The 26,035-nt window shown below is 45.9% G+C and carries 19 protein-coding genes; 8 read left to right on the top strand and 11 right to left on the bottom strand.

Annotated features, from left to right (window positions below; all coding sequences use genetic code 11):
* Positions 1–36: 36 nt before the first annotated feature.
* The gene (locus JMY02_RS04395) at positions 37–801 is read right to left on the bottom strand and encodes an ABC transporter ATP-binding protein (RefSeq protein ID WP_201595606.1); all 765 of its coding nucleotides are present in this window, start codon (positions 799–801) and stop codon (positions 37–39) included.
* 149 nt (positions 802–950) lie between these two features.
* Here JMY02_RS04395 and JMY02_RS04400 point away from each other — a divergent pair, with 149 nt between their 5' ends.
* On the top strand, positions 951–2,177 hold the full coding sequence (locus JMY02_RS04400) for a siderophore-interacting protein (protein WP_201595609.1): 1,227 nt from the start codon (positions 951–953) through the stop codon (positions 2,175–2,177).
* 37 nt (positions 2,178–2,214) lie between these two features.
* Here the strand turns inward: JMY02_RS04400 and cobA are convergent, their stop codons facing one another.
* The 5 genes from cobA to JMY02_RS04425 all read right to left on the bottom strand — a co-directional run bounded on the left by cobA (position 2,215) and on the right by JMY02_RS04425 (position 12,030).
* Complete coding sequence (gene cobA / locus JMY02_RS04405) at positions 2,215–3,081, bottom strand: uroporphyrinogen-III C-methyltransferase (RefSeq protein WP_201595612.1); 867 nt, start codon at positions 3,079–3,081, stop codon at positions 2,215–2,217.
* Between the two features lie 141 nt (positions 3,082–3,222).
* Positions 3,223–6,648 carry a molybdopterin-dependent oxidoreductase gene (locus JMY02_RS04410; RefSeq protein ID WP_201595615.1) on the bottom strand — a complete coding sequence of 1,142 codons (3,426 nt, stop codon included), beginning with the start codon at positions 6,646–6,648 and terminating at the stop codon, positions 3,223–3,225.
* Positions 6,645–8,231: an NAD(P)/FAD-dependent oxidoreductase gene (locus JMY02_RS04415; protein ID WP_201595618.1), complete on the bottom strand. Its 1,587-nt coding sequence runs from the start codon at positions 8,229–8,231 to the stop codon at positions 6,645–6,647. Before JMY02_RS04415 ends, JMY02_RS04410 begins: the two co-directional genes overlap by 4 nt.
* 68 nt (positions 8,232–8,299) lie before the next feature.
* Positions 8,300–10,261, bottom strand: coding sequence for a protein kinase domain-containing protein (locus JMY02_RS04420; protein ID WP_201595697.1), 1,962 nt, complete (start codon positions 10,259–10,261; stop codon positions 8,300–8,302).
* Positions 10,262–10,521: 260 nt separating this feature from the next.
* Positions 10,522–12,030, bottom strand: a complete 1,509-nt coding sequence (locus JMY02_RS04425) for a NarK family nitrate/nitrite MFS transporter (RefSeq protein WP_201595621.1) — start codon at positions 12,028–12,030, stop codon at positions 10,522–10,524.
* A 263-nt stretch (positions 12,031–12,293) separates the two neighbouring features.
* Here JMY02_RS04425 and JMY02_RS04430 point away from each other — a divergent pair, with 263 nt between their 5' ends.
* The 3 genes from JMY02_RS04430 (at position 12,294) to nirD (ending at position 15,759) form a co-directional block, all read left to right on the top strand.
* Positions 12,294–12,491 carry a hypothetical protein gene (locus JMY02_RS04430; RefSeq protein WP_201595624.1) on the top strand — a complete coding sequence of 66 codons (198 nt, stop codon included), beginning with the start codon at positions 12,294–12,296 and terminating at the stop codon, positions 12,489–12,491.
* A gap of 113 nt (positions 12,492–12,604) precedes the next feature.
* The gene (gene nirB / locus JMY02_RS04435; protein ID WP_201595627.1) at positions 12,605–15,223 is read left to right on the top strand and encodes a nitrite reductase large subunit NirB; all 2,619 of its coding nucleotides are present in this window, start codon (positions 12,605–12,607) and stop codon (positions 15,221–15,223) included.
* Between the two features lie 185 nt (positions 15,224–15,408).
* A complete protein-coding gene (gene nirD, locus JMY02_RS04440; protein ID WP_021814500.1) occupies positions 15,409–15,759 on the top strand; it encodes a nitrite reductase small subunit NirD in 351 nt (116 codons plus the stop codon).
* A gap of 72 nt (positions 15,760–15,831) precedes the next feature.
* Here the strand turns inward: nirD and JMY02_RS04445 are convergent, their stop codons facing one another.
* From JMY02_RS04445 to hppD, 4 genes are all read right to left on the bottom strand, one after another.
* Positions 15,832–17,238 (bottom strand): Na+/H+ antiporter NhaC family protein, encoded by a 1,407-nt coding sequence (locus tag JMY02_RS04445; RefSeq protein ID WP_201595630.1) that lies wholly within the window; start codon positions 17,236–17,238, stop codon positions 15,832–15,834.
* A 105-nt stretch (positions 17,239–17,343) separates the two neighbouring features.
* Complete coding sequence (locus JMY02_RS04450) at positions 17,344–17,685, bottom strand: 4a-hydroxytetrahydrobiopterin dehydratase (RefSeq protein ID WP_201595633.1); 342 nt, start codon at positions 17,683–17,685, stop codon at positions 17,344–17,346.
* Between the two features lie 117 nt (positions 17,686–17,802).
* Complete coding sequence (gene phhA, locus JMY02_RS04455; protein WP_265087948.1) at positions 17,803–18,663, bottom strand: phenylalanine 4-monooxygenase; 861 nt, start codon at positions 18,661–18,663, stop codon at positions 17,803–17,805.
* Positions 18,664–18,796: 133 nt separating this feature from the next.
* Positions 18,797–19,891, bottom strand: a complete 1,095-nt coding sequence (gene hppD / locus JMY02_RS04460) for a 4-hydroxyphenylpyruvate dioxygenase (RefSeq protein ID WP_201595635.1) — start codon at positions 19,889–19,891, stop codon at positions 18,797–18,799.
* 146 nt (positions 19,892–20,037) lie between these two features.
* Here hppD and JMY02_RS04465 point away from each other — a divergent pair, with 146 nt between their 5' ends.
* The 4 genes from JMY02_RS04465 (at position 20,038) to JMY02_RS04480 (ending at position 24,831) form a co-directional block, all read left to right on the top strand.
* Complete coding sequence (locus tag JMY02_RS04465) at positions 20,038–20,967, top strand: LysR family transcriptional regulator (protein ID WP_201595638.1); 930 nt, start codon at positions 20,038–20,040, stop codon at positions 20,965–20,967.
* A gap of 163 nt (positions 20,968–21,130) precedes the next feature.
* A complete protein-coding gene (locus JMY02_RS04470) occupies positions 21,131–22,327 on the top strand; it encodes an amino acid aminotransferase (RefSeq protein ID WP_201595641.1) in 1,197 nt (398 codons plus the stop codon).
* A 227-nt stretch (positions 22,328–22,554) separates the two neighbouring features.
* Complete coding sequence (gene fahA / locus JMY02_RS04475; protein ID WP_201595644.1) at positions 22,555–23,844, top strand: fumarylacetoacetase; 1,290 nt, start codon at positions 22,555–22,557, stop codon at positions 23,842–23,844.
* A gap of 411 nt (positions 23,845–24,255) precedes the next feature.
* Positions 24,256–24,831 (top strand): VOC family protein, encoded by a 576-nt coding sequence (locus tag JMY02_RS04480; protein ID WP_201595647.1) that lies wholly within the window; start codon positions 24,256–24,258, stop codon positions 24,829–24,831.
* A gap of 45 nt (positions 24,832–24,876) precedes the next feature.
* Here JMY02_RS04480 and JMY02_RS04485 read toward each other — a convergent pair whose 3' ends face one another.
* A complete protein-coding gene (locus tag JMY02_RS04485; protein WP_201595649.1) occupies positions 24,877–25,740 on the bottom strand; it encodes an IclR family transcriptional regulator in 864 nt (287 codons plus the stop codon).
* Between the last annotated feature and the right edge of the window lie 295 nt (positions 25,741–26,035).

Genomic DNA, 26,035 nt, shown 5'->3' on the forward strand with positions numbered 1-26,035 from the left:
GATAAGTAAATGAGCAACAATGGGGAAAGCCCGATATCAAGCAACGGCAACCGGTTGTCCGGTTATAGGATGCTGAAGCAACTGCATATCGACGTTAAAGATGTCACGCAGTATGTCAGGCTGCATGGTGCTTTTGATGTCACCATTATGACAAACACGGCCGTTTTTTAGCGCGATGACTCGATCGGCATACTGCGCTGCCAAATTGATATCATGGATAATAATAACCACACTCAACCCCTGCTCATCGACCAAACGACGAATAAGCTGAATAACTTCTAGCTGATAGTGCATATCAAGTGCCGCTAATGGCTCATCGAGCAACAGATATCGGGTGTCCTGCGCCAGACACATAGCCAGCCAAACTCGGGCACGCTCGCCACCTGAGAGTGTGACCGTAATACGGTCAGCGAACGCTTCTGTTTGAGTGATACTCATCGCTTCTGCTACTTTATCTCTGTCAATTTGGCTTGGTTTTTGGAGCCATTTTTGATGAGGATAGCGTCCCAGCATGACCAATTCACGCACTGTGAACCCAGCGGCGTCCGGTAATTGCTGCGGCAAATAAGCCATTTGCCGAGCCAGCTCCTTACTACTGTAGTCACCAATACGGCGCTCATCTAAATTGACGCTACCGCCATTACTCATCATCTCGCCTGCCAACGCTTTAATCAAAGTGGATTTGCCTGAACCGTTATGTCCCACCAAGGCTACTAATTCATTGGTATCCATCTCACAGCTCACATTGTCTAGTAAGGTATTTCCTTGACGACTGACGGTCAGTTGATCTGCACGTAACATATAGGTACTCATCGTTAATTAAAATCGTGGTCTTTGTATCAAAAAGCCAATAAAAATTGATTTTACTCGTAAACGAGAATAAAAACAATTATCATTAATGGAGATGCCGTTTTTCTCTCCTCCATTCACTGTTGTTCGTGAGTATATATATGACCCATTCTATCCCCTCTATTGAAAACAAGTCTCCTACTCAAGCAGACTCGTATACCATCTTAACCTTCCCTGAGATTGCAGATGCCATGGCTCATATCAATGAGGAACATGTCGATGAGCTGCTCGGATTTTTGCAGGTTTTTACGTCCTTGAAGTCAGATGAGCTGGTTGGGGCAAACGTACAATTGACGGCGGTATATGCAGAAGCAATCGCCCTACAGATACAGTTTGATGACACAAAAAAAACGTCTACTCAGACACGTGAGCAGACGTTTTTTATTCCATTTATAGCGCCTATCACCCAAATGGAGGAGTTAAACACCCAATATATTTTGCTCAAACAAAAAGCGGACAAAAAGCTCGGCAAAAAAACCATCAAACTGACCAAACAGCGTTTTGTCGTACAGGACAGCCGCATGATCAGCAAAAACATGCTGCGCCTTATATTAACCGTCCCTCACTTAAATGCTATTGGTGATACCTCAAACCATCATCGCTCAAGCTCTGTACCAATCAATGAAGCTGGCTATGCGTATTTATTTGATTTAGAGCATAACCGCAGCGTGGCAAAAATTCCTAATGAAGGCGCTGATAACAGTATTGATAAAAGTGAGCAGCCTGAACGCGCTCATTGCTATTACACGTTAAGAAAAGCGTGGCAAACCTCAGATGGCGTGCAAGCGTGGGTCGATGTTTTTTTGCATGGTGACACGTCAGGCGGTAATTGGGCGCGTTCACTACAAGCAGGCGATAGCGTGATAAGCAAACGTGAATTCCCTGAAAAGGTTGAGCATTTGCGTGAAGGTCAAGCGTTGCTGATTGCTGATGAAACCTCGATGCCAACTGTTGCGCGCTTGCTCGAGCTTTGGGACAATCCTCAGCCGCCATTAGTTCTTTGTGTCACAGAAGATGCAGCCGATCAAACATATTTTGATACGGTTACATTAGGCACTGATAGCATAAATAATAATGCGGCAAATCAGCAAGACAATCACTTTACGGTATTGCCTTTAGTGACGAATCAAGTCAATGCGGGACGAGCGCTGGCCGACTTAATCGATAAGACATTGGCTGATTATTTGACCACACATCCTTTACACATTGATAAGTTTTGGAGCGCTTTAGAAGCAGGTACAGCCAAAGCACTTCGAGGGCTATTACAACAAAGGCTCGGATTGGCGCGGGCTGACTCGGTTATTAAGGTTTATTGGCGTAAGGATTGATAGAATAATCGTTGTTTCATTTTTTATTTAGGATCAACTATATACAGCTGGCTTCTATGGTTGGCGCTACTAGTGTGCCAAGATTAAACTCGGCGAACTCCGCATGCAGGGTGACCACATCGCCCATAATTAATAGTGCAGGCGTAGGCAGATTGGCAGACGCTTGTTGTTCTGCGATATCCTTTAATGTGCCTATAAGTACTTGCTGCGTGGGTAAACTGGCATGACTGATGATAGCAAAAGGTGTCTCACTGTCGCGTCCTGCCGCAATCAACCCTTTTGTCATCTCATCCAAACGGTGCAATCCCATATAAAAAACGACCGTCTGAGTGCTGTCAAGCAATTCGCTATAGTCAGTATTCGGTTCGCCAAGTTTTTTGCAGGCAGTGACAAACTGAACCGATTGGGCATGATCGCGATGCGTCAGTGGAATACCTGCTCGACTTGCCGCAGCACTGGCAGCGGTGATACCGGGAATTGACTCAAAGTAGATGCCATGACGTACCACTTCTTGTAGCTCTTCGCCGCCACGCCCAAAGATAAAGGGGTCACCGCCCTTTAGCCTCACCACTGTTTTATTGGCAAGCGCATGTTTGACCAAAAGCTCGTTGATACCCTCTTGCGGTAACGCATGATTGGCACGGCGCTTACCGACGAATATTTTTTCGGCAGTGAGCGCACACATATCCAAAATATCTTCAGAGACCAAGCTGTCATACAGTACCACATCAGCACGCTGCATCACTCTCAATGCCTTTAAGGTCAGCAGTTCAGGGTCACCAGATCCTGCACCCACCAAATATACAACTCCTTTCTTATGATAGGCTTTGGTCGTTTCTGCACAGTTTTGACCCGCTAAGTCGTACGTTGAACGGTTTGACACAAAGGCAGATGAATGCGGCATGACGGTAGCTCCTGATGACAACATAAATGCAGTAAAGTGGATAACGAAAAGTAAAACCGTTAAAAAACTCAGTCTATGACTGACCCGTGATCAGTTTTACTCTATAAGCTATAGGTTGCAAACAGCGTGCCACATGAGCGATTAAGCTTGTGCTAATTGACCATACTCCGCGATCAATTCATTGATCTGACCCACACAAGAACCGCAATTGGTACCGGCTCGGCACTGTTTTCCGACTGCTGTCGCACTGGTACAATCATGTTTAGTAATGGCCTCAATAATGATGTTTTCTCCCACAGACATGCACGAACACACCAGCGGCCCTGGATCGACGTAACCACTGGCAGGACGCCCTGCTAACAACCACTTATAACGCTGATTGAAGGGGATTTGACTGGTATCGGCAAAACAGCTGTCGAGCCAATGCATACTCGGTAACGCTTTGAGCGTTGGTGCAAGATAGACAGCCATAATGAGCGCCTCATTAGCCTTCTGATTGCCTGTTTTGATGTTGGCTGTGTTGATATTGGCTATGTTGGCCGTCACGCTACTATTTGCCGCTACTTCATCGATAGATTGGGTCATAACCAAGCGCAATTGCTGGTGCTCTTGGCTGACGGTGAACGCCGTATTCATAGCGCAAGCCTGTGAAACCGATGGCACTGATGATTGCACAGCTTGGGCAAACTGCTGCCAAAACTCAGGAGTATTCAACCGATCACGCGCCTTCGCACTTGGGCTGGCAACGTTAATTAATACGCTATTTGCTTGGCGGCTGAGATTCCAAGTAAGTGAGGGCAAGTTATTTGTCGAAGATGCATCAACACCTGCACTATTATTATTTTGCAATAATTCTTCTTGCCCTATTTTTGCCTCAATATTGTCCAAAATGGTACGCAATTGCACTATAACGGCGTCTTGCCAGTCAGGATGCACCAAAATCTTGCCAAATATGTGCATCGGCACTGCCGTGACGCTGATTGCGGAGTTTTTAAGCTCAGGCTGCCCCGAATGTGGATCAACGACCGTTGGAATCAGCGTGCCCATACGAGCAAAACTGGCAAAAGCCTCGCTCCAGTGCATCGGTATAAACGCATCGCCAACTCGCACCGCATCGCTAATCGTGACTTGTACCAGTACATTACTCGCGGCGACATCATCAGTCAGAGCAGATGTCACATTGTTTTCATATTGACGATAAACCTGCACAAAGTCATCGGCTGCCACATCCAACTGCTTGGCATCATCAGGATGTAGTGTCAGTGTGGGCACGGATTGATGCTGATTCAGTTGCGGGGCTAAGCCTGTTCGAGTCATGGTATGCCATTGATCGCGCAGTCTGCCCGTGATAAGTCGCAAATCAATGCTTGGTTTATTCAATGTTGACGATATATTCTCTTCTAATTGGTTGGCAGGTTGAGAGTAAGACTTTAGAGGATACTGATTGACATCCGCCTGTTGAAATTTACATTTTCGCTGGTGTTGGTTAGGCACACTGGCATCATCAGCAGGCGTAATGGCGATCAGTTGGGCTTTGATGCAAGTTGCTATTTGGTGAGTAGCACTCTTTGACGACTGATTGGATACGTTGTTTTGAATCATAGAGATACGCGTGCCGCCCCATTGAAACGGCGGCATCATGTCATAATCTTCACGACTAAGCGCACTTGACTTAAGGCTTTGATGGATAGGCTGACCGTTATGATCGGCCTCTGTCATAAACACGGATAAATCTTTGGCCAGATTGAAATAACGCGGCTGGTTTTTGGCTGATACGGTTTGGTTTTTATCATTGCCATAGGCTGTCAGTGCCACATACTCGTTGAATATCTCGCTGGGATCCTGATAGTCAAACCCTGCCAGCCCCATGTGTTTGGCCACTTGTGAGAGTATCCACCAGTCTGGCTTTGCCACACCTGTTGCCGGCATTATTGAGCGTTGACGAGAGATGCGCCGCTCAGAATTGGTGACCGTTCCTGATTTTTCGCCCCAGCCTTGGGCGGGCAGTACAATGTCAGCACATTTCACCGTGTCACTGTCTACTGAACAATCAGACACGATCACCAAGTCACATTCTGCCAGCGCTTGGCGAAATCTGTCCGCCTCTGGCAAACTGACCACGGGATTGGTCGCCATAATCCAAATGGCTTTGATTCGTCCATCCAAAATAGCGTCTGCCGCATCGCACGCTTTGACGCCAGCCTCTGAGGAGATAGGCTGCGGCGATTGCCAAAAGTCCGCCACCAGCTGCCGATGATCGGCATTTGCCAAATCCAAATGAGCAGCCAGCAAATTGGCCAGTGCGCCTACTTCTCGTCCGCCCATCGCATTGGGCTGACCAGTGAGTGAAAACGGACTCGCCCCCACTTTACCCACGCGCCCCGTGTACAGATGGGTGTTGATAATGGCATTGACCTTGTCCGTGCCACTTTTGGACTGATTCACTCCCATACTGAACGCCGTCACTGTCTGTTCATTGGCCGCAACCAGCTCATAAAACTGGCGAACATTGTCGATGGGCACTTGACATGCGCTTGCCACTTTATCGATCGTCCACACTTTAGCTGCATTCAAAGCATCATCGACACCTGTGATTTTGCTGACATACTCTTCATCTTGGCAACCGTGCTGCTCAAGGTAATGCAATAAACCATTGTATAAATGCGTGTCGGTGCCAGCCACAATGGGCAAATGCAAATCCGCAAACTCACAAGAGTCTGTACGGCGCGGGTCGATGACAATTAGTTTTTTGTTCGGATTCAACTTCTTGGCCGCTAAAAAACGTCCAAATAAAATAGGATGACACCACGCCATATTTGAGCCGACCAGTACCAACAAATCACAGGCTTCCAAATCTTCGTAATTAGCGGGCACCAGATCGGCACCAAACGCCCGCTTATGCCCTGCTACCGCTGATGACATGCATAGCCGAGAGTTGGAGTCGATGTTGTTACTGCCGATAAAGCCTTTGATAAATTTATTGGCAACGTAATAGTCTTCGGTGAGCAGTTGCCCTGAGACATAAAACATAATGCTGTCGCGTCCATGTTTAGCGATGGTGTCATTTAAACGCTTGGCAATATCTGCTAATACAGTGTCCCAGTCGGTGTTGTTAATAAGTGGCTGTGTATCAAAAATTGGCTGCGGGTCAGACGTTGTTATAGTATGAAGCCGAGTAAATATATCTGGTGGCATGGGCTGCTGCTGGTGCATAGATGCCAGCTTGTTTTGATAATAAGGCTGAATCAAGCGACGCTCAGCACCCAATGTTTGGGCAAGCGCGCTGCCTTTTGAGCATAATTTGCCAAAGTTAGCAGGGTGCTCAGGATCGCCTTTGACACTGACCGTGCCAGCCTGATCAATCTGAGCCAAAACACCGCAACCGACGCCGCAATAAGGACAGGTTGTGCGGACAGTTTTGATCGAACCATGAGCTGTGTCTAGCGACCGCACTTGATTAATCGTGTCAGTCACACTGATATTGTGAGTGGTAATGGTTTGGCTCGCCACATTTTTAGGATGCCGAGATGATTGACCTGAGGTTTTATTGATTGCTGCTTCACTCATGATGCCTCCTCCACCAACTCAGTCATGGCCAATACATTATTTGTCCCATCAACAGCTCTATCGTTCAGATTCAATTTGTCCAAATCACAATAGGCACTACCAAAGATTAAATCCTCTTTTATAAGCGATATATCGACGTTGTCCGTGATAAGTTGGCTGTAAAAACTGCCATCATTGACGTCACCATAAAGTACAGCGCCGATGACTCTATTATTCTTAAGATAAAGGCAGTGATAATGGTTCAAAGTGGGCTGACGATAGATGAGCGTTTCAATAGCCTCAGCATCGTCATCCTCAAAGGCAATTTGACCGGCAGAAAACGCCGATACGCCAGATACTTTGAGTTTTAAAGATAATGGTTTGCTAACGAAAGGTATCCAGTGTTCTTGTGAGGACGCAGTGCCGTCTAGTGTAGTTACGGGGTCTGATATTAGCGTATCTTTTAAGACCGTCACAAGGGTATCGACTTGCTGATTCACGGGGGCGACCATGCCAAACAGCTCACCCTCTAGCTCAATACACTCGCCAATTGCATACACATGAGGACAACTGGTGTGCATGCAGTCATCCACAACGATGCCGCGATTGACGGCAATACCACTGTCTTTCGCCAAGGCGGTATTGGGAATCACGCCCACTGCCATCACTATAAAATCAGCGGGCAAGATACGACCGTCTTTTAAGGCCAGTCCGCACACCTCGTCGGCGTCGTTTATGACGATGGCTTCAGTATTTGCAGACACTTCTAGACCAACGCCGCGTCGACTTAACTCGGCTTGCAAAAGCTCGGCAGCTGGCAAGTCAAGCTGGCGATTGAGCACGTAATCGTCAACATGAATCACGGTCATGTTTGCCCCTTGCGCAGCCAACGCACATGCCGCCTCTAACCCCAATACACCGCCACCAATTACCAAGCCTGTTTTGCCTTGACGAGCATATTCGGTTAACGTGGTGACATCTGATAAGTCGCGAAAGACATGCACACCTTTGGCCGTATGATTGGGAAACGGTATCACTCGAGCCGTTGAACCAGTCGCAATCACCAATTTGGCATAATGAAGACTTTGCCCATTATCAAGCTCAATACACTGGTGCTCAGTATCAATCGTCTCAACGCCGACCCCAGCCAGTACCGTGATACCCAATTGCTCATACTCTGATTTATCATACAAATACGTGTCCTCAAACGCCGTATCTCCTGCCAGCACTGGCGACAACATGATGCGGTTGTAACCCACCTGTGGCTCTTTACTAATCAGAGTGATTGGTAGCGGTACAGCGGAGGTTTCTGCCTGTATACTGTCTGAACGCGCGTTATTTGCCTGTATACCTTGCTGCCGCGCCCGTGCAAGCTCAATGGCAAAGCGGCTACCCGCCATGCCAGCGCCAATGATGATGACACCCGCACTGCCAGTTTGATCATTATGATGATTGGTCTTATGACTATCAGCACTATATTTACCAGCATTATCACTAGCACTGTCACTGTCACTGTCACTAGCGGCATGATGGGCAGACCTTTGGATGAATTCGGTCGTATAAATATCAGACTTTTCGGCAGTTTTTGACCTATGAAGCAACATAAAGCGACGTTCCTTAGCAGCATAGTGCAATGTTAAACAAGCGATGGCATGTCATTGAACGTGGGCGATCATGACAGATAGACCCACAACAATAAGACGATGATGACAGTCTGTATGAAGCAAATGCCATGCCATACCAATAAGGGATTGCGTTTAATCAGTGGTTCAGGGTCGCGACTGCGTGCTCGATTGTCAGGATTGAAGTCTTGTAAAAACTCACCGATGGCCTGATAGCGAACATTGGTATTGGGGTGTAGCGCCCGCATGAGCGCTTGCTGAATAACGGACGGTACATTGTGTTGCCGTAACGGCTGCGCTGGCATGACGAGAGTCTGCTGTGGATTCATTAAGTCTTGCGAGCCAAATGGCAGTTGCCCTGTCAATAGCTCATAACCGATCACGGCAATGGAGAATAGGTCAGAATGTACCCCTTTTGGTGCATCAGTGTAATACTCTGGTGCAGCGTAATGTAGATCGCCATTGGGTGGTCGCGTACTGTCTTTTAATATTGATGAGCTAGCAGAGCCAAAGTCGATTAGCTTCACGGCCCCTGATTTGGTCAAGAGGACGTTCTCAGGTTTAATATCTTGATGCAACAGATAATTGCGGTGCATCACACGAGCGGCCATACCGATTTTGGTCAGCAAATCATAAGTTTGCCATACATCGCAGGGCGCATGGCGTTCGATGAAGTCGCGTAAGCTCTCGCCTTCGATATACTCGGTCAAGTGATATAAATAGTTGGTGCTAGCAGGCACTGGGTAGTAACGCAACAGCCCTGAGGCGTGCAACCCCGACCCCATATTGTGGCTAGTGTTTTTATTTGCGTCAGTCGTCTGCAAGAGATTGGGATCCGCTTGATTATAAGCAGACTCGCCAGCACGGCGGTGTTTTGAGAGGCTCAGACCAATTTTACGTTCTTGTAAAAAATCACGCAGATAATGGCCATCAGCAATGGTATCAAGGCTTGGCGACTTCAATACAAAGTCATTCTGATCGTCATCTTGTACCCAATACACATGACTGCGGGCAGTGCGGGCAATAATACTGACCACGGTAAAACCATCGATACAATCCCCCACTTCCAAATCTGTGGGCAGCTGATAGCGATGCATATCGTGAGACGTTACGCTATCACTTTCAAACAAATCAACTGCATCAGAATTATTTATTAAGGTCGATTCACTCGATATCGGCTTCATACTCAGCATGATCATACTCAAGTTATCGTGACTGCCCTCTGTAAAAGCGTGCTCACATATGATCTGACTGGCCTGAAACCTTGCTGGTAGTTTGTGCGTTGTGGCCAGTGCTTGACACATATTTGTCGCCGCGGTACACAGCTCAAACGCTAACTCGACCTCATCGATATGCTCATAAATACCATCGGTCATTATTGCCAAGCATTCGTTTTGATGCAGTGTAAACACCAATTGTTGCAAGTCCACCTGCCCATCAGCGCCGATAGCCGCCGACAGCGCCCCTTTGTCTTCACCTCGATGAATGCGGTGATCGTCACTAAGTACCGTCAGGCTGTCTATCCCAACACGGTAAATCCGTGAATCGCCCGTATGAAACAGATGAATACGATCACCAATACACAATAAGCCCGACAGCGTCGACAATAAAGGCGGCACTCGCTGGTATGCTTGCGGAAAATACAACACATCATTGGCTTTATTGACTGCCGTTCTAATGATGCTAGCCACTTGATCCTCATCCAAACTGGCAGGCATGGCTTGAGGCTGATCTTCTGACTCATACTGCACTTGCACCAATTTTGCCAATGCAAGTGTGATTTTTTCGGCAACGGTGTTGATGACCAGCTGACTTGCCTGTTTTGGAAACTGGCAAGCACTGACGCCGTCTGCCATGAGCACCAACAGTGGCGCTGTTGGCATTGTCGCTTGTTTAGGCACACAATTTTGGGTTAAGTCAGCAGATTCGGTCGATACAGCATCCCCAAAATAATGCGGCAGACAAGTGGTTATTAGTAGGCTGTCTTGATTTTCCGCTTTACGGCCTTTCATCGTAAAGAAGTCCAGCCACCATAAGGCAGAGTCTGCATTAGAATGGCTGGATTCAATAGCAGATGACTGCTCACCAGTGTGACTTTGGATATCCGAGTTAGCAGGGACATTATCGGTCATGTCAATAGCCATATTAGTAGTCAAGTCCGCACTGACTTTATCACCCTTATACTGCGGGCTTTTGTGAGTGTCTTTTGGACGTCCCTGTTGGCAAGCTTTTGTCATCGTGGTCACAGTCATCCCCATTAATATTTCTCGTGCTACCGATGGCTGACTTGAATTTCGGCAAACGTTCCATCTGGCATCTCTTCTATGATGACACCTTCAGGTTCTTTGAGTAAAAATAGCGCAAAGAAACCAATCACAGCTGTCGCGGCGATCACAAAGAAAAACACCTGATACGACACCAGACTGAGTATCGTTAAATAGACCACTGAGCCAACGTTACCGTATGCGCCCGTCATGCCTGCAAATTGCCCTGTCATACTGCGCTTGATGAGTGGAATCACAGCAAAGACCGCACCCTCTCCTGCTTGTACAAAAAACGAGCAAAACATAGTAATCAATAACGCCAGCGCCAGCGGCCATGTTGAATCAAGAAAGCCCATTAATAAATACCCAATAGCCAAACCTGCTGTCAAAATCAACAAGGTAATTTTACGGCCAAATTTATCACTGAGCCAACCGCCGCCAGGACGTGACATAAGGTTCATAAAGGCATAACTTGATGCCAGCACACCCGCCATCACGATCGACAGACTAAAGGTCTCTTGATAGAACAACGGCAACATCGAGACAACGGCAAGCTCTGAACCAAAAGTGGCAAAATAGAGAATATTGAGGATACCAACCTGCTTAAAATCATAACGATGCGCTTCAGGTACAGGCGTGGTAAAGACCTCTTTATTAAAGCGGTAGCTGCTAATGAACTCGTAGACATACAGCACGGCAAGACCAATATAAATCATCGTGACACTAGATTGACTGAGCAAACTCACGCCAGCAGGTGACAACTTCCATGCCAATAACGCCAATGCCAAATACATTGGCAATTTAAACACCATCATCAGCCAAAAATCACCCGATGACGTCACCATCATGGCGCCCGACTTTTTGGGTTTAAAGTAAGTGGCACCTTTGGGGGTGTTGCGCGCCATTTTATAAAAAACCACGCTATAAAGTGCCATGACGACACCTGATACGGCAGTGGCATAACGCCAGCCCTCATCGCCGCCAAAGACAGCCGCTGCACCAATCGCCACGGTTGGCAATAACAGTGCCGCTGCCGCTGAACCAAAGTTACCCCAGCCGCCATAAATGCCTTCTGCCGTGCCCAGCTCATTGGTTGGAAACCAATCACTCATCAAGCGAATACCAACCACGAAGCCTGCACCCACAAAACCCAGTAAAAAACGAGACAATGCCAAGGTGTTGTAATCTTGTGCAAAAGCAAAGGTAAAGCACGGAATCGCACCGATGGCCAAAATTGCTGTATAGACAATACGTGGGCCAAAACGATCGGTCAACATGCCGATGATGACACGGGCGGGGATAGTCAATGCCACGTTTAAAATCAGCAACGTTTTGACTTGGTCTTTAGTCAGATTCAGCGTTTCACCAATCGCTGATAAAAACGGTGCATGGTTGAACCACACAAAAAAAGTCAGAAAAAACGCCATCCAACCTAAATGCAGGATTTTATTTTTGCCCGAAAAAGACAAGACATTAAGCTTGTCTTTAGTAGATGCAACGGGGGTCGATGATGACATAGGCGGCTTCCTCAAATGGTTAACTTCTAGGTTATTACAAAGCGTCAAGTGTCCAAAAACAATCAATTAAGACACTTGAGGCGGTGCAATGGCTATGCCAGTTGAAGTTGCAAGCCACGTTTTTAACATGAAAATTGATCCTAAAATACCGCTACAACGCCTTCTTATTAAGGCTTGTACGGCGATGGCAAAATAACATGGGTATTTTAATAACTATGAAAAACATAGGGCAGTAGTCAAGGTAACGCGATGACGGACAGACAATGATAGAACCCAAATTGGGGCATGATTATCGCTATTTTGGTGCATTTGTACCTTATGCAGGCACTGACAGAAAATGCATGACCGACAGCCTTATCCTCCATATTGATGTTGGTTTTAGTCTTTCTTTAGCCCCTATTCAGACCCTACCAAACGTTAAGAAACCTACTGTTTATCCTCATACGTCAAGCAAATGCTGAGAGCGTCAATGCTCAGGAATCACACCAAAATAAAGTTGCTTGGCACAATTATTGAATGTTCTATAGCAGTAGGCATCTAAATGTCATTTATCAGCTATATAGAGGACAGTCGTATGAGTAGCACTACAATAAGAGCAGAAAACACGGTCATAAAAAGCAAAGGCAATCTGGTCGTGATTGGCAATGGCATGGTCGGCCATCATTTCGTTGAGAGAGCGATTGAGCAAGGACTGCATGAGCAATTCGAGATTCATGTATTTGCAGAAGAAGACCGCCCTGCTTATGACCGTGTGTATTTGTCCAGTTATTTTGAGCACAAAGATGCCAGTAAGCTGAACCTCGTCGATCTCACCACTTATGAGTCGTCGCAAATTAATTTGCATTTGAACCAGCGAATTGTAGATATCGATTCGACCAATCGCTCTATCACCACTGAGTCTGGTGAGCAGATTGAATATAGTGAGTTGGTATTGGCGACAGGCTCGTACCCCTTTGTGCCACCGATTCCTGGTCGCGAGCATCCGCACTGTCACGTGTATCGTACAATTGCTGATTTGGATGAGATTTTGGCCATTGCTGAGTTACCCACAGTCAAAAAAGGCGTGGTGGTGGGCGGCGGTCTACTTGGACTTGAGGCGGCAAAAGCCTTGGTTACATTAGGTCTCGACACTTATGTGGTCGAGTTTGCCCCGCAGCTTATGGGTGTTCAGCTAGATGCAGCGGGTGGCGAGATTTTGAAGCGCAAAATTGAGGCGCTGGGCGTAAAAGTCCTGACAGGCAAAAACACTCAAGAGATTTTCTCTACTTCTGATAGTACAGACCCTGATAGTGCAGACAGTAATGCCAACTATCTCACCATGCAATTTACCGATGGCACATCGTTAGACACCGATATGATTGTGTTTAGCGCAGGTATTAGACCACAAGATAATATTATTAAAAACAATCCTGAATGCGGTATCGAGATAGGCGCACGCGGTGGCATTTTAATCAATGAGCAATGCCGTACCAATGCCGATCATGTCTATGCGGTTGGTGAGTGCGCCGTTTGGGACAATAAAGTGTTTGGCTTAGTAGCACCCGGCTATAACATGGCGAGTATTTGTGCCGCGCAGATTGCAGGCGATAACGAGCAGACTTTTACGGGTGCTGACATGAGCACCAAACTAAAATTGATGGGCGTTGACGTGGGCAGTATTGGTGATGCTCATGGCACGACGGAAGGCGGACTGAGCTATCTGTATCAAAATCCGGCGGAAGGCATTTATAAAAAGCTTGTCACCACAGCGGATAACAAACGCTTGCTTGGTGCTGTATTGGTCGGCGATACCGAAGACTATAATAACTTGCTGCAATTGTATCTCAATGACATTGACCTGCCAGCGCATCCTGAAAGCCTGATCCTACCCAATGTCGAAAAACCTGTAATGGGCATCGCCAATCTGCCAGATACCGCCACGATTTGCTCTTGTTATAACGTGTCCAAAGGCGCAATTTGCTCAGCGGTCGAAAACGGCGCGTACTCGATTGCTGATGTAAAAGCAGTGACAAGTGCAGGCACGGGCTGCGGCGGTTGTGCGCCCATGGTGAAAGACACCCTGAGCCATCAGCTAACCACGCTTGGTTTTGAGGTCAATAACGACTTGTGCGAGCATTTTGCTTACTCTCGTCAAGACTTGTACAGCTTGATTCGGGTGCATGGCATCAGAACCTTTGATGAATTGCTGACTGAACATGGTCGCGGTCATGGCTGTGAGATTTGCAAACCGACAGTCGCCTCTATTTTGGCCTCGTGCTGGAATGATTATGTGCTAAAACCTGAACTGACGCCATTACAGGACAGCAACGATTACTATTTAGGTAACATCCAAAAAGATGGCACGTATTCCGTCGTGCCGCGAGTACCGGGTGGTGAAATCACTGCCGACAAACTCATCGTCCTTGGACAAGTCGCAAAAGAGTTCAATCTATATACCAAAATCACTGGCGGGCAGCGTGTAGATCTGTTTGGTGCACGTATGGAGCAGTTGCCTGACATCTGGACACAACTGGTGCAAGCAGGGTTTGAAACTGGGCATGCTTACGGCAAATCGTTACGTACCGTCAAATCTTGTGTGGGTAATGACTGGTGCCGATATGGGGTTGATGACAGTATGGGGCTCGCTTTGAGACTAGAAGATCGTTACAAAGGCGTGCGTTCGCCGCACAAGATCAAGATGGGGGTGTCAGGCTGTATGAGAGAGTGTGCTGAAGCGCAAAGTAAAGACTTTGGCATGATCGCAACCGAAAACGGCTGGAATTTATTTGTCTGTGGCAATGGTGGTATCACTCCGCGTCACGGTGAATTGTTCGCAACTGATCTCGATACTGAGACCTTGGTCAGATATATCGACCGCATTATTATGTTTTACATCAAAACGGCCGACAAACTACAGCGCACCTCAAAATGGCGTGAGAGCTTAGAGGGCGGCCTTGAATATCTACAAGCGGTCATCATCGAGGACAGTCTAGGAATCGCGGAGGAACTTGAAGCCCAAATGGAGCTTCTCATCGAAAATTACGTGTGCGAATGGGCTGAGACGATCAACGATACCGAAAAACTCAAACGTTTCCGCCATTTTGTGAACAGTGAACAAGGCGATGACAATGTGGTGTTTGTGACCGAGCGTGATCAAATCCGACCAGCGACTGAGGCAGAGAAGTCAGAAATAAAACTCGTGGAATTGGCTTAACTGAATATCAGCGCCCTGTTCTTTTGTAGATGGTTGGTTCGATTTAAAAAGAGTACCGTTTAAAAAAGATAGCACTACTGGTATAAATGCTTCAAATCCTCTGCCTATCAACCGCACAGCAAGCGAAGAAAATTTATACCAGTAGAATGCTTTATTAACGCCACAATCTTTAAGGATAACACCCCATGACACAGCACACTATCTGTCATCTTAACGACATCATTCCTGATACAGGCGTTTGTGCGCTGATAGAGGGCAAGCAAATTGCTATTTTTCGCACCAAAAAAGACGACCTATTTGCTCTTGATAATTACGATCCATTCAGTCAAGCTAATGTACTGTCGCGAGGTTTAATTGGTGGCACGACGATTGTGACTGAGGCAGGATCGGATGAAGAAATACTCTATGTCGCCTCACCCATTTATAAGCAGCGTTTTAACCTTGCCACTGGACAATGCTTGGATGATGAGAGTGTGATACTAGGGGCTTATCAGGTGACATTAAATAATAACAATATTATTCTGCAAGGCTGGTAAAAAAAAAGGGCGTATCCTCATTGAAGATACGCCCTAAATCTTTTCATAAAGTTTCATTGCTTTAAGAGTTTCTTATGCTGTCTTAATTGACTCATGACTTTTTACGCGACTAATGGTGATACCTGTGAAACCAAACAATATCGTCAGTAACAGCGACAAATAACAGAAAAACGCATAAGGCAAATAGTCAAGAACAGGCACACCCAGCGCTTGGCTGATAAACACACCGCACACACTCCACGGCACCAAAGGATTGATGACCGTACCTGCATCTTCGATGGTACGAGACAAGTTTTTAGGATGCAAATTCAAACGCTCAAACGTTGGGCGAAAGGCCGTACCAGACAGTAAAATACTCAAATACTGCTCACCAATCAGCACGTTGATGCTGAGTGCCGACATGGCAGCGGCAAAGATAGCGCGTCCTGACGTGGTCAACGAGTCTTTTATACCGGATAATAATGCGGGCAAAATACCCAGTGCTGTCAAGAGTCCACCAAGACTCAGCGCCAATATCACAATCGCCTGCGTAAAGAACATACTTTGGACACCGCCACGCGATAGCATGCCACCAACTTCGCCTAACGCCAATGATTCAGCTGGGGCATAGCCAGCAAACAGATAGCCACCCAGCTGCCCGAAGCTCGGCGAGCTATGCAAATAAGTAATGATAAGAGCCACAGCGATGGTACAAATAATCGTGTAGATGGCATTGACGCGAAAAACCGCTAAACCAACCAGTACGATAAAAGGCAACACCGCATAGCCGTGTACCAAGCCACTTTCAATCAATTGTCCTTGTAATACGATTACTTCGCTAAGATCAGAGCCTGCCGTCTGCCCTGAAAAAAACCAAAAAAGAATGACCGTCAGTATCCACGCAGGTACAGTGGTATACATCATATTGCGAATGTGTTCAAACAAATCAATGCCCACAACAGATGAGGCAATCGTACAAGTATCAGACAACGGTGACATCTTATCACCAAAGAATGCCCCTGAAACCACAGCGCCCGCCGCAATCGCGACATTGGCATCAAAGGCATTACTCATACCAATAAAAGCCACGCCTAGCGTCGCCGCAGTGGTCAAACTACTACCCAAGGCGATACCGATAATAGACGTCAATACAAAAGCAGAAATATAATAATACTCTGGTGATATCAGCTCAAAGCCAAAATACATCAAGGTTGGAATGGCACCGGACATCATCAAAGCGGCGACCATCAATCCAATGAAAAAGAACAAATATATCGCACCAATGCCGCGCATAACACCAGAGGCCATTTGTGCTTGCATGTCATCGAAGCTCAAGCCTTTGAACAGACCAATGGCCAGTAAGACACAGATAGCAAGTATTAATGATAAATGAGGAACCCAGCCAAAGCCAATCATGGTAACGCCCATGATGGCAATGACAAGGGCAGAAATCATAAACGCCAATTGCGGTGAAATTTGAGTTAATATTTTTGGAGGCATCACACATCCTTAAAGCGCCAGTGGAAGCTGGCGTTAGATTGAATTTAAGTATTGAATTTAAGTGGGGGCAAGTTTAATGAGTTTGTTTGGCGATTGCCAATCGGATTATTGATCCAATAATCGATCGGTTTTAGCCGCCATGACGAAATCATTGTGATGCAAACCTTTGATGCTGTGAGACCACCATGTAACGGTTGCTTTGCCCCACTCTACCAAGATGCCCGGATGATGCCCTTCTGCTTCGGCGATGTCTGCGAGTTGATTGGCGAACGCCATCGCTGCAACGAAGTTTTTGAATTTATACTGACACTGTAATTGCTTGATGCCGTCTACGTTGATTATTGACCAATCTGGAATTTGTGATAACAGCTCTTTTGCCTCAGTCTCGCTGACGGTTGGTGCGCCAATACGGCAAGCTTCGCAGCTGTCTTGTGATAATGCAGTCATTATAATGTCCTTTTATTTTAGGGGTTAATCGTCGTCTCTTTCAGACGCTTACATCCGTGTTGAGGGTGCTGTACTAAAGTTTAAAACGTTAATAATAAAATCTAATCTGTGCAGCCATTAACTAATTTTCAACGGATAAGTCGGCTCAAACAGCCCCAGTGACATGGCTTGCTTGACCATGCCCATAATATCGCTGTCGATGATCTCAAACAGCGTATCCAACTCATCAATGACATAATAAATCGGCTGAATCTGATCGATGCGATAAGGCGTACGCAGCACATCCATTAGATCAAAAGCTCGACACTCTGGTCGATTTTGCGGCTCATTGCTCAGGGCATAGACGGTTTCAGAGGGTGAACTTAGGATGCCGCCGCCATAGATTCTACGGTTTTCAGGGTTGCTCCCAACCAAACCAAACTCGATGGTAAACCAATACAGCCTCGCCAAAAATCCTCTTTCTTCTTTGGTCGCAGTGAGACCGAGCTTGCCGTAGGTTTCGTTAAAAATCGCAAACGCAGGATGCGTCAGCAGTGGGCAATGGCCGACGATTTCATGAAAAATATCAGGCTCTTCGATGTAATCCATGTCCTCAAAGCGGCGGATAAAGGTTGCCACGGGAAAGGACTTATTGGCCAATAGTTTAAAAAACTTGCCAAAGCTGATTAGTGCCGGAACAGCCGCTGTTTGCCAGCCTGTCGTGGCTTGCAATACCTCATCGATATCCTGTAGCTGTGGAATATAACTAGTCGGTAGATTGAGTTTTTCCAAGCCTTGCAGGTACTCTACGCAGGCACGATTGGGTATTTTCGTCGCTTGACGTGCCAGCAGCGCCTGCCACATAGCATTCTCATCATCACTATAATGAATATGACCATTGGCATCTGGCTGATGCGAGAGGTAAGGTTGCTTTTTCGCAGTCATACTACCTGCACTGACGGTTTTATGAGGAGAGTCTAGAGATTGAAGGCGTTCCATGCCAGTGTTCCTTTTATTGCTGTTAAGGACAAGATAAACTCCATTTGTCCTGTCCACTTATCACATTAAAACTTAACGAAACTTACGGCGTTCCAAGCTTTTGCTAATCGGCTTTTTGCTAATCATGCTTTTACTAGCCAGCTTCTTGCTGACCAACCGTGCCGCGACGTACTTGGTCACGCTCGATAGATTCAAACAATGCCTTGAAGTTACCTTCGCCAAAGCCTTCTGAGTAATCACCTTTACGTTGAATAAATTCAAAGAACACAGGGCTACCTAAGATAGTTTCGGAGAAAATCTGTAGCAATAGACGCGGTGTACCGCCTTCTGTCGTACCGTCTAATAAGATGCCTCGCATTTGCAAGTCAGCGACATTTTCGCCATGGTTTGGCAAACGCTCGCTGAGCATTTCATAATAAGCAGCTGTCGGCGCTGTCATAAGCGGAATCCCAGCGGCTTTGAGCTTATCGATACTGGCAAATAAATCATCACTGGCTAAAGCAATGTGCTGAATACCTTCGCCATTGAAGTGCATCAAGTACTCTTCGATTTGGCCGCCGCCCTGCTTAGATTCTTCATTTAGCGGAATACGAATTTTGCCATCCGGTGCGGTCATGGCCTTACTGGTCAGCCCTGTGTACTCACCTTTGATATCAAAAAAGCGGATTTCACGGAAATTAAAGATACGCTCATAAAAGTTTGCCCAATAGGCCATGCGACCACGGTAAACATTATGGGTCAGATGATCGATGACTTTGAAACCATGACCGACAGGACGTCTATCAACATCGGCAAAAAACTTAAAATCGACATCATAAATAGACTCGCCGTCTTTATAACGGTCAATTAAATAAATCAATGAGCCGCCGATACCTTTAATCGCTGGCAGTCTCAGCTCCATCACCCCTGTTGGTACCTCTACTGGCTGCGCACCCATTGCAATGGCACGCTCGTAGGCTTTTTTGGAATCTTGCACACGAAAACCCATGCTACAAGCCCCTGCCCCATGCTCTTCGACGAAGTAGCTGGCTTGGCTTTTTGGCTCACGGTTTAGGATAAGATTGATGTCACCTTGACGATATAGCGCCACATCTTTTGAGCGATGGTTGGCCACATGGGCAAAGCCAAGCTGTTGGAACAAGGCATCGACAGCGTCAGGTTGAGGTGAGGCGAATTCAACAAAATCAAACCCATTCAAGCCCATGGGATTTTCAAATAAATCTGCCATTGTAATCATCCTTAATTTCAATTGGTGGTATAAAAAACTGTAAAAAATATGCTCAATCAATAATTCTTATTGACGATGCATTTATATTAGATTAGCTTTATTTATAAGACTAATTGTTTTTTATGATTTATTTATCAGGTTTACTTATGAATATCAGCATTCGCCAATTGACCGCTTTTATCAAAGTCGCTGACAACGGCAGTTTTACGCGTGCCAGCGATCAGATGCATTTGACCCAATCTGCCGTTAGTGGTTTGATCAAAGAATTAGAATCTAGCCTTGGTATTGTGTTATTTGATCGCACCACACGTCAGCTGTCCTTGTCGACAGTCGGACATCATTTGCTCCCTCAAGCTCGGCGCATTTTGAATGAGATGCAACTGTTTGAGAACGAGGCCAGCAGTTTGACCAATTTGGCACAAGGTAACGTCAGACTGGCTGTTTCGCAGTTTGCAGCCTCCTCTATGCCAGCAGTGATCGCCCAGTTTGCCCAGCAGCATCCTGAAATTGGCGTGTCATTGTTGGATTGTTCAGCAGAAAATTTGCTGAAACATGTTCAAGACATTGAGGTGGATTTAGGCGTCGGTACTGAGCTTGAATTTATGGAAACTGAAGATGATATCCGTGCCGATTTGTTATATCAGCTGCCGTTTTGCGTGGTCATGCCGGACACACATGCACTGGCAAAAAAACCTGAAATCACGTGGCAAGATTTATTAGATATTCCGCTCATTACGCTACAAGGGCCTTTTATTGAAAAAGTAACCGCAGAGCTGGATGACCGCATCGCTGACCATATTCAGCAGGCGCGTTACAAAGTAAATTTTATGTCCACCGCGCTTGAGATGACCCGTCAAGGCTTTGGCATCACTCTGTGTCTGCCCTATATGCCTGAGGTGATTGACTGGGTCAGTGCCAACGGCCTACAAATGAGACCGCTGGCGCAACCGGTTAAAATGCGGCAGTTTTTTATCTATCAGCGGTCTTCGCGTGCGCTCTCTCCTGCTACTATTGCCTTTAAGGAGTTTTTGCAGACTTACTTTTCTAGCCATTTTAATGACTTACAGCGTAGTTAAGTATGGAGGCAACAGGCATTACTGGCGATAAAACCGTTAATAAATAATGCCTTTGAACAACTATCTGATTAATTATGCAAGATAGTTGAATCTCATATTGAGTTAAGCGTCGATTTGCTCTATGATTTTTGGCGGCTCAATTTATATTTTATAAGGAAACAACATGTTTGAACGTATCGACTATTATGCTGGTGATCCAATTTTAGGGTTGATGGAAAAATATTCAGCGGACAGCAATCCCAATAAAGTCAATTTAGGCATTGGTATTTATTATGATGAAAATGGCGTATTGCCCGTACTCGACTGCGTAAAAACAGCAGAGCAGCGCATTGCTGATCCTATTTCTCCTCGTCCCTATCTGCCAATGGCAGGCTTACCAGGACATCGTAAAGGCTGCCAAGAGCTATTATTTGGTAAAGACGCTCAAATCTTACAAGACGGTTTGGTTGCGACCATCGCCACTATCGGTGGTTCTGGCGCTCTAAAAGTCGGCGCTGAGTTCATCCATGAATGGTTCCCACAATCTAAATGCTATGTGAGTGATCCAACATGGGGCAATCACATTGCCATTTTTGAAGGCTCTGATGTCGAAGTCGGTAAATACCCGTACTATGACAAAGCCAGCAGTAGCATCAAATTTGATGAGATGATTGCGTTTTTTGAAACGTTGAACAAAGATGATGTGATCTTGCTACACCCTTGCTGCCACAACCCAACAGGGCTTGATTTGACCCGTGAGCAATGGGACACAGTGCTAAACGTCATTCAAGCGCGTGAGCTGATTCCATTCATGGATATTGCTTACCAAGGCTTTGGTGAAGATATGGACAGCGACGCTTATGCGATTCGTAAAGCCGTCGATATGGGATTGCCATTGTTTGTCAGTAACTCGTTCTCTAAAAACTTATCACTATATGGCGAGCGTGTCGGTGGTCTATCAGTCGTATGCCCAACGGTTGATGAGACCGAGCGTGTATTTGGTCAGCTGAATTCTTTGGTGCGCCGTATCTATTCAAGCCCACCATCACATGGTGGACGTGTCGTCGATATCGTCATGAATGATGAAGTACTACATGAGCAATGGGTTGGCGAAGTCTATGCGATGCGTGACCGTATCAAAGCCATGCGTCTCAAGCTTAAATCTGTCTTAGAAGCCAAAATCCCGAACCGCAACTTTGATTATATTACCCGTCAAAATGGCATGTTTAGCTTTACAGGATTGACGCCTGAACAAGTAGAGCGCCTACAAAGCGAGTTTGGTATTTACATGGTATCCAACTCCCGCATGTGTGTGGCTGGATTGAACACCAGTAACATCGACTATGTCGCCAATGCGATGGCAGATGTTTTAAAAGACTGACTGCATCCTTTATCAAACGATACCGTTTGGTAAAATCAAGTTATAAGAAAAAGGCTGAGCGTTTGCTTAGCCTTTTTTTCGTCCAGTATTTATTTAGAATTGGCTGTATCCGTACCATATATCATCGCTATATAAAAAACTTGCAATCTATTGCGTCATAAATTACATTATACGTAAGCAATTATTCATAACATAATTTATTACTCATTTTTAGCAAGGAGCATGCTATGTCAACGATTGACACAACCCTCACCTCATTTATCGATATTGCTAGCGATTCTGATTTTTCTATCCATAATCTGCCCTATGGCATCTTTAGTGAAACTCAAGACGGCAAACGCCGCGCTGGGGTCGCCATTGGCGAGCAAGTCTTGGATTTGTCTGTAATCGAAGCAGAAGGTTTATTAAGCTTAGAAGGCGGCCAATACTTTGATCAACCCACGCTAAACGCTTTTATTGACTCTGGTCGAGACAACTGGACGCAAGCGCGTACGACTATCCAAACCCTACTGTCTAGTGCCACCGATACCTTGCGTGACAATGCAGATTTGCAGAAAAAAGCCCTCTTCCAGCAAGCCGATGTCACCATGCATTTGCCTGTTCACGTACCAGGTTTTACCGACTTTTACTCTTCTAAAGAGCACGCGACCAATGTCGGCACCATGTTCCGTGATCCAAGCAATGCCCTATTGCCTAACTGGACTGAGATGCCCGTTGGCTATAATGGACGCGCCAGCACAGTTATCGTCAGCGGTACTGATGTTGTGCGTCCATCCGGTCAATTAAAGCCAAATGCGGATGACCGTCCTATTTTTTCAGCTTGCAAGCGTTTGGATTTTGAGCTTGAAACTGCTTTTGTAGTTGGCAAAGGCAATAGCATCGGACAACCAATAGCAGTAGATCATGCTGCTGATCATATCTTTGGCATGGTTTTACTCAACGATTGGTCAGCCCGTGACATTCAAAAGTGGGAGTATGTGCCACTAGGGCCATTTAATGCCAAAACTTTTGCCTCGGAAGTCTCACCTTGGATTGTGACCATGGATGCGTTGGCACCTTTCAAAACCTCATGTCCAAATCAAGAGCCAAAACCATTGGCTTATTTGAACGAAAAAAACACCGATAACAGTTTTGATATCAATCTATCAGTCGAGCTACTGCCCGAAAATGCAGAGAGCGCCACCGTTGTTTGCGAAACCAATTTCAAATATATGTACTGGTCAATGGCACAGCAGCTAACGCATCACACCATCACAGGCTGTAAAGTAGAAGTCGGCGATATGATGGGTTCAGGCACCATTTCGGGATCAACACCCGACTCTTACGGCTCGATGCTGGAGATTGCTTGGAACGCCACCAAACCTGTCACGCTTAAAGGCAATGAAACGCGCAGCTTTATAGAAGATGGCGATACTGTGATCATGAAAGGCTATAGCGAAAAAGATGGCATCCGTGTCGGTTTTGGCGAAGTACGCGGCAAAGTATTGCCCGCGCTCAGCTTTGATTTTGATAAATAACAGCCAACACATAGCACTAGGGCGTGTCTTCAATCTGAAAATGGTGATAAAAATAAGATAAATGGCAGCCAAACAAGGAAAATAGTGCAGATAATATCGAGATATTGACTAGCTATTTGACGTAGTTTGGCAAGATTTAGCTATTTTTAGCTCATTTAGTCGCTTTTGTTCAGATTGAGGACATGCCCTAATATAAACATAGAAAAATAGGCGTAAAAGCAGTTGAGTGGCACCGTTAAACAAATACTACTGATAGTAAATATTTACTACCAACTTGCTATAGTCGAAGCCAAATAATTTCGATACAAGGAAGCCACGCACAGATAGTACAAGTAGTACATCAAGCGGGGATGACGATGTAGCGGATTTATAGGGGTTTGACTATAAACGCTTTATCAAAAGGAGTTTGATATGAGCTTTACCATCGAAAAAATTCATCATGTGGCTTACCGCTGCAAAGATGCCAAAGAAACCGTGGAATGGTATAAAAAACACCTGAACATGGATTTTATCTTGGCATTTGCCGAAGATCATGTACCCTCAACCAAAGCCTTTGACCCTTATATGCACGTTTTTTTGAACGCTGGTAGCGGCAATGTTTTGGCGTTCTTTGAAGTGCCCAACCAACCAGAAATGGGCTTTGACCCCAATACGCCCAACTGGGTTCAACATTTGGCACTCAAGGTTAAAGACCGCGATGAGTTGCTACTGGCTAAAGAGCATTTAGAAAAAGGCGGCATTGATGTGATTGGCGTGACCAATCATGGGATTTTCCATTCTATTTATTTCTTTGATCCCAACGGTCATCGCTTGGAGCTGACTTATGATGATTCTGCATCAGACACAAAAATATCGATGATTACCGAAGAGATGAAGCAAGAGATGCTGGATGAATGGTCACGCACCAAACGTGCGCCAACACACACGCAGTTTTTGCATAGCGAGGAGATGGCTGAGGCCAAGCAACAAGTACCTGTAGGCGAGTAAACACTTATTAAAGATTTTTCCATCACGTTGCTGACATCTTCTCGGCTACGCTATTTGATAACGCTGCGCTATCGCCAGTATTTGCTCAACCACATTGTGCTGCTTACTCATGGGTAGCTGCTCTGTGGTTCCAATGATGGTGATGGCATACTCTAATGGCAGGCTTTCAATAGAAGGCTTGCCATTGTTGTCATTGATAGTAGGTGACGTCACGATGGCATTGGTGGGTTGTGGCAAGATAACGGGAATGGTAATAGCGTTAATGCCCATCAACATATCACCTGTGACGGTCGCATAACCTTGGGTACGAATCTTGGTTTGCAGTTGGGTGAAATGTTGCCATTGTTCAGCGACTGCCGCTTGATCTTTTGTGTGCCATTCCGTCATTACCAATGGCTCAATGATGGCGTCAGGTTGGTAACTGGCAAACAGCTGCCCTGTCGCCGATGTCGTCAGCGGCATGCGTGAGCCAATTCGCGTAATAATGCTAATGGGGCTGTCCGGCTCAACCGATTGAATGATGATAGGGCCTTCATTAAACCATTTGGCAATTTGCACCGCACAATTTAAAGTATCTTTAATTTCATTGGCAATATGCGTCAGTCGCGCCAAGATATCGTGTTGATTGTAGCCAGTGTGCCCCAATGCTGCCAGTGCATTGACCCTATCACCCAGTCCATAGCGGCCGTCGTCAAGCTTGCGCGCGTAGTTCTTACGAATGAGGCTAACCAAATAACGATGGCACTTTGCCGGATGCATTTGCATCATTTGGGCAATATCCTTTAGCATCATAGGCTCGTTATGATCGATAAGGACATCTAGTATCGACAGGCCAATTTCAAGTGACTGGACACCGTTTTGATTTTTGCTCGTGGGAGAACTGTCTACAAGGCTTTTGGCTACTGGCATGAGTTGCTCGATTAAATATCAATTAAATAAAAGCGTGATTCAGGAATACTTGTCGTTCACTAGGTGGAATAAGCTTGGTATCAATCATTATAAGCCCTTATTCTACTAGGGCGTTTCCTCATTTGAAAAATGGTAATAAAAATGAGATAAATTGAAGCCAAACAAGGAAAGTAGTGCCGATAATATCGGGATATTAACCAGCTATTTGGCAAAATTTAGCCATTTTCAGCCCATTTAGATGACTATCGATTGGATTAAGGACACGCCCTAACAACATACCATAATAAAAGGAATG

The sequence above is a fragment of the Psychrobacter vallis genome (assembly GCF_904846715.1).
GTDB classification, from domain to species: domain Bacteria; phylum Pseudomonadota; class Gammaproteobacteria; order Pseudomonadales; family Moraxellaceae; genus Psychrobacter; species Psychrobacter vallis.

Bases quoted from the DNA above. Each gene is read 5' to 3' on its own strand.
- JMY02_RS04395 (WP_201595606.1), bottom strand. From the start codon at position 801: ATGTTACGTGCAGATCAACTGACCGTCAGTCGTCAAGGAAATACCTTA.
- JMY02_RS04400 (WP_201595609.1), top strand. From the start codon at position 951: ATGACCCATTCTATCCCCTCTATTGAAAACAAGTCTCCTACTCAAGCA.
- cobA (WP_201595612.1), bottom strand. From the start codon at position 3,081: ATGCCGCATTCATCTGCCTTTGTGTCAAACCGTTCAACGTACGACTTA.
- JMY02_RS04410 (WP_201595615.1), bottom strand. From the start codon at position 6,648: ATGAGTGAAGCAGCAATCAATAAAACCTCAGGTCAATCATCTCGGCAT.
- JMY02_RS04415 (WP_201595618.1), bottom strand. From the start codon at position 8,231: ATGTTGCTTCATAGGTCAAAAACTGCCGAAAAGTCTGATATTTATACG.
- JMY02_RS04420 (WP_201595697.1), bottom strand. From the start codon at position 10,261: ATGAAAGGCCGTAAAGCGGAAAATCAAGACAGCCTACTAATAACCACT.
- JMY02_RS04425 (WP_201595621.1), bottom strand. From the start codon at position 12,030: ATGTCATCATCGACCCCCGTTGCATCTACTAAAGACAAGCTTAATGTC.
- JMY02_RS04430 (WP_201595624.1), top strand. From the start codon at position 12,294: ATGATAGAACCCAAATTGGGGCATGATTATCGCTATTTTGGTGCATTT.
- nirB (WP_201595627.1), top strand. From the start codon at position 12,605: ATGAGTAGCACTACAATAAGAGCAGAAAACACGGTCATAAAAAGCAAA.
- nirD (WP_021814500.1), top strand. From the start codon at position 15,409: ATGACACAGCACACTATCTGTCATCTTAACGACATCATTCCTGATACA.
- JMY02_RS04445 (WP_201595630.1), bottom strand. From the start codon at position 17,238: ATGCCTCCAAAAATATTAACTCAAATTTCACCGCAATTGGCGTTTATG.
- JMY02_RS04450 (WP_201595633.1), bottom strand. From the start codon at position 17,685: ATGACTGCATTATCACAAGACAGCTGCGAAGCTTGCCGTATTGGCGCA.
- phhA (WP_265087948.1), bottom strand. From the start codon at position 18,663: ATGGAACGCCTTCAATCTCTAGACTCTCCTCATAAAACCGTCAGTGCA.
- hppD (WP_201595635.1), bottom strand. From the start codon at position 19,891: ATGGCAGATTTATTTGAAAATCCCATGGGCTTGAATGGGTTTGATTTT.
- JMY02_RS04465 (WP_201595638.1), top strand. From the start codon at position 20,038: ATGAATATCAGCATTCGCCAATTGACCGCTTTTATCAAAGTCGCTGAC.
- JMY02_RS04470 (WP_201595641.1), top strand. From the start codon at position 21,131: ATGTTTGAACGTATCGACTATTATGCTGGTGATCCAATTTTAGGGTTG.
- fahA (WP_201595644.1), top strand. From the start codon at position 22,555: ATGTCAACGATTGACACAACCCTCACCTCATTTATCGATATTGCTAGC.
- JMY02_RS04480 (WP_201595647.1), top strand. From the start codon at position 24,256: ATGAGCTTTACCATCGAAAAAATTCATCATGTGGCTTACCGCTGCAAA.
- JMY02_RS04485 (WP_201595649.1), bottom strand. From the start codon at position 25,740: ATGCCAGTAGCCAAAAGCCTTGTAGACAGTTCTCCCACGAGCAAAAAT.